This window comes from Clostridium lacusfryxellense, assembly GCF_018861735.1.
GTDB classification, from domain to species: Bacteria; Bacillota; Clostridia; order Clostridiales; family Clostridiaceae; genus Clostridium_AD; species Clostridium_AD lacusfryxellense.
The window spans coordinates 25,076-38,333 of the sequence record NZ_JAHLEB010000031.1; the positions used below are offsets into that span (position 1 = coordinate 25,076).

Here is a 13,258-nt window from a genome sequence, read left to right on the forward strand (position 1 = left end):
CTTCCTCTCACTACGATATTACTCAGGTATCATATTTTTTTGAAGGATATAACTTTCTTCCCTCAAAATACCCGCATTAAGTATCTTAACTATTTTAAATCCACATTTATTTACATAGAAATTATGATTTCTCTTTGAATAACCAGGTGTTTCAGTTATCCACCTTCTAGTATCAGGGTACTTTGTTTCAATATAATTCCATATTATTAGTCCTATGCCTTTATTCTGCACACTAGGGTCCACAAAGATATTGCCTAAGAAATTTTTTCTGTCTTCGTTTATCCAAAGAATTACAGAACCAATAAGTTTATCATTCATTAACACCTTGAATGATTGAGACGGTGAATTTAATGCCCATTTTTTTATAAATTCCCCATTATCATATCCATCAGGGCCACCTTTTTCATCACCTATGTGACGTTTTGTATCATCATCGAAAGCCCTTGTCATTATCTCAGTCAAAGGCTCTATATCCTCTTCAACTATAGGTTCAAATATTAGTTTTTCATCGTTTTCCATGCTTTTACCTCCTTTTTTTGTCTTTATCTTTTGCTTTCCAATAAAAGCGAAGATTTTTTTGACTTACCCCTTTGAGAATTACTTTTTACTTAAATTTACATCTATTTCTATAATTGGATCTTCATTGTCATCAATAATTTCAACAGATATTTTATCCACTAACACACTGAATACATCTTCGTAATCATTATTTAAATCAGTTCTATTAGCAAATTCACCAATAGTCATATGAGGCATAAATTCTCCTTTATTTATACTACTTTCAAAAGGAATAATATACATTCATATCCCCCAACTCTTACTCTATCTTTTATCACCTATAAATACTTTTTTTCAGTATATCTCTTACAAAGTCTGTTTTAGCGTTGCAATAACCATCTCTATCAAAGCAATATGTTTCAGCCAACTTACATTTTAATACTCCATATTCGTTACGCGCAACTTCATTATTACGCAAATAATCTCGGAAAGCGATATGCTCCAAATACCCTTTTCCATCTTTAGGGCATACGTAAAGATGATATTCCATAAAATCATCTTTAAATGCTCTACTAAATGCCTCACGCCCCTCTACTCCTAAATCCCCTTCATGTTGATACCCCACTTTAGTCAACCGTTTTATAATCTCAGGTAAACAGTCATAATTTGAAATGACTACATCAATATCAATAATCGGTTTTGCAAATAGTCCTTCCACTGATGTACTACCAACATGCTCTATTCTAATAACCAAATCACCTATAATCCCATTAATTTTTATTTTTATTTTCTCAAATTCATTTTTCCATTCTGCATTATATGGAATTACCTCTATTACTCTTATATTCCCCGCCATTATTTGCTTCCTCCTATAATACACTTTTACACCACAATTAAATAAGGTCTTGAATTATACTTTTCAGAATATTATACCAATTAGATATTATATTACCATAACCTAACATTAAAATAAACATTAGGATAATTTTAAACTTTATTATCTACTCCACCTATCGCATAACAAAATATAAACGCCACAAATTATTATCATTTGTGACGTTTAATACGATTAACTATTTGAAACTCTTTTTATGATATAGTTTTATACTTTCACTGTGATAAACTTGTATATTATATAACCTATTACTGGTAGAATTGGCCACGAGTTTTTTATGCTTTGGGCTAAAGCTATCATTACTGGCGACATAAAAATAATAAGTATAACTAAATATCCCAATTTTCTATATCTTAGAGGATTAGTTTTAAAGTCTGCAAATTTATTTTCTAACAGACCCATTAACAATTGTCCACCATCGGTAACTGGAATTGGTAATGCATTTATTATTCCTAAAAATAAACTAACTTCACCCAGGCAACTTAAATAAGTATAGTATTTGTTTGCAAATATCACTGTTGGAAATGGCATTATTCCGTTATATAAATAGTTTAATGGATTATGGAACATATATCTAAACATATTAACATATGCATAAAAAATATTAAGTTCACTTTCCTGTAAAATACTTAGTATTATAATGCATATCATAGGCAAAATAAAAATACTCATTACTAATCCTGATACCGTGAATATTATCCTACTTATTCTTGAATAAGTTAAATAATCATCATCATCTTTTTCCGGTTTAACATATGCCCCCAATAATATCCAAGCTATTTTATAGGTTGTCCCTTTAAAAGAGAATTTTGTTATAGTAGGTCCAAACCCAAGTGAAAATTCACTAATTTTTATCCCTACTATTTTTGCGCCCAACATATGTCCAAATTCGTGGAGCAATGTCGCAATTATTATTGTTGTAAACAGTTCTATTAAGTTCATAAAAAGAACGCTCCTATTTATATAATTTATGGTTATTAAATATTTCCAATAAATAAATTATACCATTATATACAATAGTTAACTATACATAAGTGTTCATAAAATAGAAATGTGTGTTTTAAAGTGTTAAAGTATCAAATATGTATACTCTCGATGAAATAGAAGCCGTTTCCATAGGAGTATTTATTACCCTACCAATTAGAAATTTTCCATTTCCAATATAACAAATCCCCTCTCCTTCATCGCCTACATCAATTTTATATGTTGTGATATAATTACCTTGAAAATCATAAACTTGAATTGCTATATCATAATAAATGTAAACATAATTTTTATAAACCTCTATACTTTGGTAATTCATACCTAGGTTTGGGACATTAAAAAATGATTGTGAAACCATATTTACATCACATATACGAATATCAGAATTATCATAGAAAACAAATTGATTATGTAACGTTGAATATGCAATTCCATAAACTCTCGACTTATAAGTATATTGAAATTCACGTTTAAATTTCATAGTTGTATAATCATATACTGATATGTAATTTCTTGCTCGCGGGTCAGTATTTGTTGATATAAATATTTCTTTTGTATTTGGGTTATATGTCATATCGGAGCAATGATAAAGATTTAAATTATCATAATTTGCTATTAACTTTTTAGTTTTTCTATTCCATTTCCTCAACGTGCATAGTCCTTCTGTTCCAGAATATAATTTGTATCCTGAAATAATAACGTCATCTTCTGGGATATAAATTATAGATTGCATTGACTGATTACCGTATAAAGCTGGTATAAATCCATCAAATGTATATCTTGGAAAGTATTCACTTATTCCAGTTACATTCTTTTTTATATCTGCAATTGTCTGTGTGTTAGTTTTATTAATAGCCATGATTGAAGTATCCGTATTATCCATTCTATGACCTAATGTATTAAAAGTTTTACTGGTAACATTACTTGTATGTTTATCTACTCCTTCTGCGAAACTAGGATTTTTTATCCCTTTTTCAGTATCATTAATCATAGTTTTGGTATTCTGCGCTGCTTTCTTAGCAGTAGAATTAAAACCGGAAAATAACATAATGGATAGAGTAAATATCATAAATATTGAAATATTTTTTGTAGTTTTCATCTCGCACCATCCTAAGATTATTTATTTTCCACTCAATTTATCTTTAGAATAATGCAATCAAAATATACTATTTAAACTCTTCATATAGCAGGATATATTGTAAAAAAAAGACTGTACAATTAGTGAAAGAAAAACTCTCACTGCTTGTACAGTCTTTACAAAATTTTATTATTATGGTACAAAAATAAATCTTATTTACCCATTGCTTCTTCTACTGCAACCGCAACTGCAACAGAAGCTCCAACCATAGGATTATTTCCCATACCTATTAATCCCATCATTTCAACATGAGCTGGAACTGATGAAGATCCTGCGAATTGTGCATCTGAATGCATTCTTCCCATTGTATCTGTCATTCCGTATGATGCAGGACCTGCTCCCATATTATCTGGGTGAAGAGTTCTTCCTGTACCGCCACCTGATGCTACTGAGAAGAATTTCTTGCCTTGTTCTAGGCATTCTTTCTTATAAGTACCAGCAACTGGATGTTGGAATCTTGTTGGGTTTGTAGAATTTCCTGTAATAGAAACGTCTACTCCCTCAGAGTGCAATATTGAAACGCCTTCACGTACATCATCTGCTCCGTAACATCTTACTTTAGCTTTTTCTCCAGTAGAATAAGCTGTTTCTTTAACTACTGTTAATTCACTAGTATAGTAATCAAATTTAGTTTGAACATAAGTGAATCCATTAATTCTTGAAATTATATAAGCGGCATCTTTTCCAAGACCGTTTAATATTACTTTTAGTGGTACCTTTCTTACTTTGTTTGCAGCTCTTGCAAGACCAATTGCTCCCTCAGCAGCAGCAAATGATTCATGTCCAGCTAGGAATGCAAAACATTTAGTTTCTTCTCTTAGTAGCATAGCTGCTAAGTTACCATGACCAACTCCAACTTTTCTATCATCAGCAACAGAACCAGGTATACAAAAAGATTGAAGACCTTCTCCTATGTATACTGCAGCATCAGCTGCCTTAGTACATCCTTCTTTAATTGCTATTGCTGCTCCAACTGCATATGCCCAGCAAGCATTTTCGAATGCTATTGGTTGAATTCCTTTAACTATTCCAAAAACGTCGATACCTTTTTCTTCACATATTGTTCTTGCTTCTTCTAGTGAATTTATTCCGTGTTTACTTAACACAGGTAATATTTGATCTATTCTTCTTTCAAAACTTTCAAATAAAGCCATTTAATTATTCCTCCTTTTTATATTATTTATGTCTTGGGTCGATTACTGTTGTTGCTTCTGCAAATCTACCATAAGTTCCAGTAGCTTTTTCCATAGCTTCATTAGCATCCATACCCTTTTTTATGCTATCCATCATTTTTCCAAGTTGAACAAATTTGTAACCTATTATTTCGTTGTTTTCATCAAGTGCTATATTAGATACATAACCCTCAGCCATTTCTAAGTATCTTGGTCCCTTAGCAAGTGATCCGTACATTGTTCCAACTTGACTTCTAAGGCCTTTTCCTAAATCTTCAAGTCCAGCGCCGATAGGTAGTCCACCTTCTGAGAATGCAGTTTGAGTTCTTCCGTATACTATTTGAAGGAATAACTCTCTCATAGCTGTGTTTATTGCATCACAAACTAAATCTGTGTTTAATGCTTCTAGTATAGTTTTTCCTGGAAGTATTTCTGAAGCCATAGCTGCTGAGTGAGTACTACCTGAGCATCCTATTACCTCAACTAATGCTTCTTGTATTATTCCCTCTTTAACGTTTAATGTAAGTTTACAGGCACCTTGTTGAGGAGCACACCAACCAATTCCGTGTGTTAAACCTGAGATATCTTTAATTTCTTTACTTTGTACCCATTTTCCTTCTTCAGGAATTGGTGCTGAACCATGATTAGGTCCTTTAGCAACACACATCATTTCTGAAACTTCTGTTGTATAAATCATAATATTATCTCCTTCCTTATGTAGATTGTAATTTGAGTTTTATATTTAGTGGGTACTAAAAAATCCCACTGGGTCAATAATTGAAATACATCTTCAAATCTATTTTATCAAACATATGCAAACTTATCAATAGCAATATAACTTAAAATAATCGTTTGTGTAAATGTTAAGATTAAAGCTTATTTAAATGTTACTAATAAAACATTACATATATCTATATTTTTGTTATACTATTCATAAAGTTACACAAACTAAATCTATAATAAACCAACGAGGAGATTAATATAATGAAAGATTTTGCATTTATATCTGATTTTGATGGTACTCTTACAAAAAAAGATTTTTATAAAATATTGTCTGAAACATATTATAAAGAAGAACTTGTGCCTATTTTTAATTCATGGAAAAATGGAGAAATACAAGATATAGAATATTTAGGTTATATTTTTAGTAATGTTCATAGAAGTGAATCTGAGCTTCTTGAGGATGTTTTAAGTATATCCTTTGACCCTCACGCTAAAACTTTTATTGATCAGGTTAAAGCTGCCGGTGGAGATTTTATTATTATTAGTGCAGGAAGCACTTATTACATAGATAAGGTACTTGAAGAGAATAATATACAAGGAGTTGATGTTTACTCAAATAAGGGTGTTTTTAAAGATAATGGAATTCATCTTGATTTAGATGAACATAATGAATTTTATTCAAATCTTTCTGGCATAGATAAATTAATTGTAGTTGAAAAGCTAAAAGTTAATTATAAAAAAATATTCTATGCTGGAGATAGTGGTCCGGACCTTAAACCTGCTTTAGTGTCAGATGTGGTTTTTGCCAAAGATAAATTAATAGCTCTTCTTAAAGAAGCAAAAAAAGATTTTATACAATTCGAAGACTTTTCAGAACTTTGGGATAAAGTAAAAACATACTTATAATTAATAGTTATCAAAACAAACAGCCATAAGATGTTTTTATGGCTGTTTGTTTATTTTTCATCTTCATGTTTAAAATCTTCAACTTTTATTCCCGAAATATCTTGCGTTATCGTTATGGTTTCTATTCCATATGGTGGGTTATGAGGTCCGACAAATGTTACAACTCTTATCTTAAGCTTATAATCCCCATCTACCTGTTGAATGCTTAAAATCCCTTCATTCATGTATAATCTATATTCACCATAATATTGTTTTATAGCAGATTCAATATACGGTGATAGAGTGCTCAAAGTATATTTTTCATTAAGTTTATCCATGAAAACATATTTTGGCAATGGATTTCCAGAAAATTCGATGTTTGTTAAAGTTAATTCAGGTAACTCTCTTAATGAACTTATATCATTTATTTTATTATGTGAAATATCTAATGATTTTAACTTATATAATAATCTTAGTGGTTTTACATCAACTATTTTATTATTTCCTAAATTTAAAGAATTCAATTTCTTAAGTAGGCTTAAATCCTCTATAGTAGAAATTTCATTATATGCTACTCTTATACTTTCTAAATTTATTGCAGAACCTAACCCTTTAAGACTATTTATTTTATTATTATCCAAACTCAGAGTTTTCAAATTTATAAGTTTTCCTAATCCTTTAATATTAATAATTTCATTATTTGATAATTCCAAATTTATTAGATTTGTCAGTGCTTTTAACGGATAAACATCTTTTATTTTATTTCCATACAAATATAAATCATTTAACTTTGTTAATTTACTTAATGGGCTAATATCAATAATTTTGTTTTCATCTAGTTCTAATATTTTTAATTTTGTTAGGCCTTTTAAGGAATCCACGTTTGTTATCTTATTCATTCCTAGTGATAGTTTAGTCAAATTCACCAAAGGTCTTAGGGGTTTAATGTCCTCTATTTTATTTAGATATAAATCGAGGTCAACTAAATTGATTAACCCACTTAAAGGATTCAAATCTGTTAGATTATTATAATATAAACTTAATATTTTTAAATTTATAAGATTTTTTAATGCACTTATATTGCTTATCTTGTTACTTTGCAAATTTAATTCTTGTAAATCTATTAAATTGCTTAGAATGCTAATATTCTCAATTTGGTTATATCCTAAATTTAAATTCACTATATTAGTTAATGAACTCAAAGGACTTATGTCACTGATTTTATTGAATGCTAAATCTAATTTTTTAAGATTCGTTAAATACTGGATTCCATCCAAAGAAGAAATATACTTATGATTTAACGTTAGTTCTACTATATTACCTAAATCACCTTTTGTAATGTCACCTTTAGGTTTATTTAATTTTTTTCTTATTCCTATTTCTAGATTATTATCTTTAAATTTAATTACACTTATGTCTTGTTGGCTAGTGTTATAACTTTGATTACCTCTTACATCTGATGTTATATCTTTTCCAAAGACTTCTCTATACGGACAAAAGATAATAAAAGAAAATAGTATTATTGCTTTTAATATATAATTTTTATTCAAATATATCCCTCCTACGATTACAGCAAACTTATACTATATCTTTTGCTTAATCTATCAAATTAATGCTTGTAGGAAGGATTTTTTATTAATTTCTTTATAATCTATATTTATTTAAAATTTAGTTCTAAATTTCTCAACAACTTCCCTAGAAGGTATTGCATTTATTGCACCCTTTCGTGTTGTTGTTAGTGCTGCAACTGCATTTGAAAAAGATAATATTTCTTTCATATTTTCATTAGTAATACAGCTAATGCCGTGATTACTTGTTGATATCTTATAAATAAATGATCCAATAAAAGCATCACCTGCACCTGTAGTATCCACAACACTCACACTATATCCTGGAACTCTCATCACCTGATTATTATAATAAGCACTAACTCCATTATGCCCTCTGGTAATAATAAGTATTTTTATTTTGAAGGATAAAAGCCATTCAATTGCTAATGCTTCATCCTTTTCTCCAGTAATAAACTCAATTTCATCTTCACTAATTTTTAATATGTCTGCGTATTCAATAAAATCACAAATTACCTTCTTATATTCATTATGATCTTTCCATAATGGCAATCTGATATTTGGATCAAATGATATTATACCACCTACCTCTTTTACAGCTTTAATAGCTGCAATATGAGCTTTTCTAACTGGAGCATCAATAAGGCTTACCGAACAAAAATGAAGAATATCACCTAAGTTAAACCACTTACTATTTATCTCTTTTTCATCCAAAAGCATATCAGCGCTAGGACTACGGTAAAAGGAAAAATCTCTATCTCCATTTTCACTTAGTGAAACAAATGCAAGAGCAGTATTTGCCTTATCCGTTCTTTGAATATAACCAGTATTAACTCCCACATTTCGCAAAACATCTACAAGAAAGTCACCAAAAGCATCTCGTCCTAATTTACCGATAAAGTAACTTTGTGCGCCTAGTATTGCAGCACAAGCCGCAACATTGGCAGGAGCACCTCCTGCAGCCTTTTCAAATGAGACAACATCTTTAAGTCCAACCCCCTTTTGCTCAGGGATAAAATCAATCAATGCTTCTCCTATAGTAAATATATTGGACATATCTCCACCCCTTTTCTTAAATTAAATCAGGCTAATTCTTTTTATATCGAATTCTCTAATTTCTATCTTATTATCACAGAATATTTTCACCATATTAAAATCTTCTGTTGGAAAAATAATCTCGGTCATTACTCTTTCCCCATTATTAAAAAACACTTCTACTGAAGATTTATCTATAAATATTTCCATATCCAAGCTTTCCAGATTTCTATTTGTTTTTGCCTTGTGAAGTTTAGCAAATCCTGATTTGAAACTATTTTCTCCAGAGTTGCTTCTATCAACATAAAAATATGTATCTAACTTATTGTAGCCAATTTTAACATGTTCACCTTTACTATTTCCTATCTCTATTCCAACATCCTTTATATCACAAATATCCATTTTAACTTTTATTCTACTAGATGATAATTCTTCCCCCACATTAATATTACTATTAATGCTAGCATCGTCTATTGTAGCAATTGCTGCTCCTATTATTTGTTTCAAAGCGAATGCAGGCTTACTGGTAATTGAAATTTCACCTTCAATGTTTTTAAGTTCAAGTTCTCTTGGAATAGTCATTGCACCTCTCCAATTATTAGTTGGTACCTTATCTGCATAATCCCAATTACTCATCCATCCAATAGCTATTGCTTTATTTTCTACATTGGACCATGTAACTCCAGCATAGTTATCAGTCCCATAATCAATCCATTTTTCATCCTTTTGACTACTTATATAAGTCATTTGACCATCTACATCCTTAAATTCACCTACAAAATACTGGGTTGCTGAACCTCCATTTGGACCACCAGGATTGATACTAACTAATAAAACCCATTTTTTATTGGTTTGATCATTATCTACAGATAGTTCAATAAAGTCAGGACATTCCCAAACACCACCATGAGATCCTACCCCTTGTCCAAACTCACTGTCTTTTGTCCAATCTTTTAAATTGCAGGATGACCAAAATTCTATATGATCTTTTACTGCTAGCGACATAATCCATTTTTGACTATCTTTATGCCATATTACTTTTGGATCTCTAAAATCATCTGGAATGCTATCCCACTCCTCATTTTTAATAATTGGATTTTCTATATATTTTATCCATGTTCTTCCTCTATCTATGCTATATGCCATACTCTGCTGCTGCCTTGGCTTAGTACTAGTATAGAATGCTACCAAAGTATTTACCCCAAAACCAGCGCAATTATTTTTATCAACCACTGCACTTCCAGAAAATATCATCCCTAACCCATCGTTATCTGGAACTATCGCTTTCGCACATTCTTCCCATTGAACAAGGTCAGTTGAAATTGCATGCCCCCAGGACATATCACTAAAAATTATATCATTACTATCATGCTGATAGCATAAATGATACTCACCATCGTAATATACCATTCCATTTGGATCATTCATCCAATTTTTCTTTGGCGTGTAATGATACACTGGGCGATATTTTTCTATTGATGTTATTTCTTGTTTTTTCATATTTTGTTCTTTGTTTGCAACTAAAATCATGTCGACGCCCCTAATTATTTATTTTTCTCACTGCAATAAAAATTTTATATATTTAATATGCTTTTATACCTTTAAAAAACGGGTAAGTATATTTTAAAAGAAATTTATATACTTACTCGTTTTTAGTTTAAATAGATATATCTATAACATTTTTATTTTTTGTAAACTACATCATAATATTTCTGCTTTATTGCAATTAGCTTAGAAAGACCATTTTTCTCTAATTCTTTTAGATAATTATCCCATTGGCTTTCAGCTCCGCCTTTTAATATCCATTCAGCTTTCATTCTTTCTGAATACGTTTTTACAGCTGTTTCAAGTTGTGTTAATTGAGTTTGGTCTTCTTCACTCATGAACACTGGAGGATAATTATTAGTAGCTTTCATTGCTGGTACATATGTCTTATGCAAAATATCTAGTCTCCAAGCTGCATCATCTGGCATTGTAGTAAATTTACCATAATATTCATTCAATATAGCTAAAGGCCCACCTGTATTTGTCATTGATCTTAGTCCAACAGGTGTATTAGTTCCAAGTGGTAAGTGTTTTAAAGTTTTCTCACTTGTAAGTTTAAAAATATTGCCTTGCTTTGTGTCCCCATAAGTACCCCAATTATTTTGAACTGATTGAACTGTTTCATAACACTTATCAGCCCACTTAGCTGTTAACTCGATATTCTGATTTGAACTTGAAAATACCATTCTACCTTTATCAAAACCGATACCATTAGTTCGGGCTACATTTACTGTTCCATCTGGTCCTTTTAATGGAGGCATAGCAACATAGTCTTCATTATTTCCTGAAATATTTGCTTTATCCCAAGTAAAATATAATCCATAACGATTATTTTTACCTTTTGCAGCATAAGTATTATAATCTTGAGTAAATGCTTCTTTATCTATTAACCCTTGTTTTTGTAACTTGTTAAGCCATTGTACTCCAGTCTTATATCCATCCTGAGCTAATGTATAAACTACCTTTCCATCTTCTGTAACTACATAATGATCATAGTTATCACCTAATCCAAATGATCCTAGGAGCATTGAACAGTCTTCACCACCACCGTTAACCCTAAAAGACATTGGAATTACATCAGTCTTGACCTCTAGTTTCATATTTTTAAAAGCAATAAGTACTTTTTCTAATTCATCTGTAGTTGTTGGCATTTTAAGTCCTAATTCATCTAACCACTTCTTATTAATCCATGGTATATCATCTAGAGCTTGAATTGCTTCTTTTCCTGTTCCAAGTTCCTCAATCCACGGCAATGAATAGATATGTCCATCTGGAGCTGTTATTATTTTTTTATAGTCTGGATGTGAATCAAGTATTTTTTTTAGGTTTGGCATATACTGATTGATTGTATCTTCAAGTGGAACAATTATTCCTTGTTTACCATACCTCAAAAGGTCATAATCAGACATTCCAGCATCAAAAATAGCATCTGGAAGGTCTCCACTAGCAATATCTAAATTTTTCTTTTCAGCAAATTGGTCATTAGTATAATTTGTCCAATCAATGTGAACATTAGTATCCTTCTCAAACCTCTGGAAAATTAATTTGTCGTTAGGATTTTTCGGAGCAAGTGGGGAACTCTGAGTAATAAATTTTAAATTCTCCTTTTTTTCTAAAGGAAACTTCACATCTTTAAGTCCATAATTCGCTGATGAATTTATTCCTTTTGCTTTGGTATCAGAACCTGATGAATTTTTACTACCACACCCTGTAGATAATACACTTACAATTAATAAAATACTTACTAATGCTCTGGTCTTTTTCATTTTAAAACCCCCTAAAATTAATATCATTGTTTTACAATTATTGATTTTGCTAATTTAAAAATCATTAGCTTTTATAAAAACTTCTCTTGCTTCACTCTAAGTACAAAAATTACAAAAGAAGTTATTAACATATAAAATCCTGCTGTTATCCCTTAATAGATCCCACCAAAACTCCTTTTTCAAAATATTTTTGAAAGAAAGGATACATTAACATTAATGGTAAACTTGAAATCACAATACATGCATATTTTACTAGTTCAGATATCTGCTGCCTTTGGGCTGTATCTTGCGCAGTATCTGATATCATTCCAGGGTTCGGCTGCATCTGAACTAGAATTGATCTAAGTATAATTTGTAATGGTTGTAGAGTTGCACTTTTTAGGTACATCATTGCATCGAAAAACGAGTTCCATTGGGCAACAAATTGCCACAAAGCTAGCACTGCTATTATAGGTTTGCAAAGAGGTAATAATATTTTGAAAAAATACTGTATATCAGAAGAACCGTCAACTATAGCTGCCTCTCTTAACTCCTTTGGTATTCCTTGAAAATAAGTCCTACAAAGTATAATATTCCATACATTAACAGCACCTGGTAACACAATTGACCACATAGTATCCAACATATTTAGATTTTTAACTAGAAGATAAGTTGGTATAAGTCCTCCGCCGAAAAACATTGTAAAAACAAAGATCGACATAATGAACTTTTTACCTACAAATCCAGCTCTTGATAGTGGGTAAGCAACCAATAAGGTCACAACAACTGAAATAAAAGCAAATAAAACTGAATAAACCAATGAGTTTTTGAAACCTAGCAAAAGTGATCCATCTTTAAGCACACGTTTATAACCATCAAGCATCCATTTAGTCGGATTTAAACTTATTCCATTATTAACTAGTGAGGTTGGCTCTGTGACAGATGCTATTATTACATATATTAAAGGTATCAAAACAGCAATAACCAGTATGCCTAGCAGTATATTACTTGAAATCAATATAAATATGTCTAATTTTGATTGTTTTTTAAACATTTCTCTCCTCCAATAC

General features: G+C 30.6%; 13 protein-coding genes. 1 reads left to right on the plus strand and 12 read right to left on the minus strand.

The window, feature by feature from the left end; all coding sequences use genetic code 11:
• Window positions 1-18 precede the first annotated feature (18 nt).
• The 7 genes from KPL55_RS16250 to KPL55_RS16280 form a co-directional block, all read right to left on the minus strand.
• Window positions 19-519 (minus strand): GNAT family N-acetyltransferase, encoded by a 501-nt coding sequence (locus tag KPL55_RS16250; RefSeq protein ID WP_216307793.1) that lies wholly within the window; start codon window positions 517-519, stop codon window positions 19-21.
• A 78-nt stretch (window positions 520-597) separates the two neighbouring features.
• Window positions 598-801 (minus strand): hypothetical protein, encoded by a 204-nt coding sequence (locus tag KPL55_RS16255; protein WP_216307794.1) that lies wholly within the window; start codon window positions 799-801, stop codon window positions 598-600.
• A gap of 31 nt (window positions 802-832) precedes the next feature.
• A complete protein-coding gene (locus tag KPL55_RS16260) occupies window positions 833-1,354 on the minus strand; it encodes a GrpB family protein (protein ID WP_216307795.1) in 522 nt (173 codons plus the stop codon).
• Window positions 1,355-1,600: 246 nt separating this feature from the next.
• Entirely contained in the window at window positions 1,601-2,335 is a 735-nt protein-coding gene (locus KPL55_RS16265; RefSeq protein ID WP_216307796.1) for a site-2 protease family protein, read from the minus strand.
• A gap of 118 nt (window positions 2,336-2,453) precedes the next feature.
• Window positions 2,454-3,476, minus strand: coding sequence for a hypothetical protein (locus tag KPL55_RS16270; RefSeq protein WP_216307797.1), 1,023 nt, complete (start codon window positions 3,474-3,476; stop codon window positions 2,454-2,456).
• 191 nt (window positions 3,477-3,667) lie between these two features.
• Complete coding sequence (locus tag KPL55_RS16275) at window positions 3,668-4,669, minus strand: GGGtGRT protein (RefSeq protein ID WP_216307798.1); 1,002 nt, start codon at window positions 4,667-4,669, stop codon at window positions 3,668-3,670.
• Between the two features lie 22 nt (window positions 4,670-4,691).
• Complete coding sequence (locus KPL55_RS16280; protein WP_216307799.1) at window positions 4,692-5,384, minus strand: iron-sulfur cluster assembly scaffold protein; 693 nt, start codon at window positions 5,382-5,384, stop codon at window positions 4,692-4,694.
• A 287-nt stretch (window positions 5,385-5,671) separates the two neighbouring features.
• On the opposite strand from KPL55_RS16280, the gene KPL55_RS16285 reads away from it, so the two are divergent.
• On the plus strand, window positions 5,672-6,316 hold the full coding sequence (locus KPL55_RS16285; protein ID WP_216307800.1) for an MtnX-like HAD-IB family phosphatase: 645 nt from the start codon (window positions 5,672-5,674) through the stop codon (window positions 6,314-6,316).
• Window positions 6,317-6,366: 50 nt separating this feature from the next.
• On the opposite strand, the gene KPL55_RS16290 is transcribed toward KPL55_RS16285, so the two are convergent.
• The 5 genes from KPL55_RS16290 to KPL55_RS16310 all read right to left on the minus strand — a co-directional run bounded on the left by KPL55_RS16290 (window position 6,367) and on the right by KPL55_RS16310 (window position 13,242).
• Entirely contained in the window at window positions 6,367-7,845 is a 1,479-nt protein-coding gene (locus KPL55_RS16290) for a leucine-rich repeat domain-containing protein (RefSeq protein ID WP_216307801.1), read from the minus strand.
• Window positions 7,846-7,956: 111 nt separating this feature from the next.
• Window positions 7,957-8,919: a carbohydrate kinase family protein gene (locus KPL55_RS16295; protein ID WP_216307802.1), complete on the minus strand. Its 963-nt coding sequence runs from the start codon at window positions 8,917-8,919 to the stop codon at window positions 7,957-7,959.
• Window positions 8,920-8,940: 21 nt separating this feature from the next.
• Window positions 8,941-10,428, minus strand: coding sequence for a glycoside hydrolase family 32 protein (locus KPL55_RS16300; protein WP_216307803.1), 1,488 nt, complete (start codon window positions 10,426-10,428; stop codon window positions 8,941-8,943).
• 152 nt (window positions 10,429-10,580) lie between these two features.
• Complete coding sequence (locus KPL55_RS16305) at window positions 10,581-12,209, minus strand: extracellular solute-binding protein (RefSeq protein WP_216307804.1); 1,629 nt, start codon at window positions 12,207-12,209, stop codon at window positions 10,581-10,583.
• A gap of 145 nt (window positions 12,210-12,354) precedes the next feature.
• Entirely contained in the window at window positions 12,355-13,242 is an 888-nt protein-coding gene (locus tag KPL55_RS16310; protein ID WP_216307805.1) for a carbohydrate ABC transporter permease, read from the minus strand.
• Window positions 13,243-13,258: the final 16 nt, after the last annotated feature.

Excerpts from the sequence above, each read along its gene's own strand:
- KPL55_RS16310 (WP_216307805.1), bottom strand. The coding sequence starts at position 13,242 with ATGTTTAAAAAACAATCAAAATTAGACATATTTATATTGATTTCAAGT.
- KPL55_RS16255 (WP_216307794.1), bottom strand. The coding sequence starts at position 801 with ATGTATATTATTCCTTTTGAAAGTAGTATAAATAAAGGAGAATTTATG.
- KPL55_RS16260 (WP_216307795.1), bottom strand. The coding sequence starts at position 1,354 with ATGGCGGGGAATATAAGAGTAATAGAGGTAATTCCATATAATGCAGAA.
- KPL55_RS16265 (WP_216307796.1), bottom strand. The coding sequence starts at position 2,335 with ATGAACTTAATAGAACTGTTTACAACAATAATAATTGCGACATTGCTC.
- KPL55_RS16280 (WP_216307799.1), bottom strand. The coding sequence starts at position 5,384 with ATGATTTATACAACAGAAGTTTCAGAAATGATGTGTGTTGCTAAAGGA.
- KPL55_RS16275 (WP_216307798.1), bottom strand. The coding sequence starts at position 4,669 with ATGGCTTTATTTGAAAGTTTTGAAAGAAGAATAGATCAAATATTACCT.
- KPL55_RS16305 (WP_216307804.1), bottom strand. The coding sequence starts at position 12,209 with ATGAAAAAGACCAGAGCATTAGTAAGTATTTTATTAATTGTAAGTGTA.
- KPL55_RS16250 (WP_216307793.1), bottom strand. The coding sequence starts at position 519 with ATGGAAAACGATGAAAAACTAATATTTGAACCTATAGTTGAAGAGGAT.
- KPL55_RS16295 (WP_216307802.1), bottom strand. The coding sequence starts at position 8,919 with ATGTCCAATATATTTACTATAGGAGAAGCATTGATTGATTTTATCCCT.
- KPL55_RS16300 (WP_216307803.1), bottom strand. The coding sequence starts at position 10,428 with ATGATTTTAGTTGCAAACAAAGAACAAAATATGAAAAAACAAGAAATA.
- KPL55_RS16285 (WP_216307800.1), top strand. The coding sequence starts at position 5,672 with ATGAAAGATTTTGCATTTATATCTGATTTTGATGGTACTCTTACAAAA.
- KPL55_RS16270 (WP_216307797.1), bottom strand. The coding sequence starts at position 3,476 with ATGAAAACTACAAAAAATATTTCAATATTTATGATATTTACTCTATCC.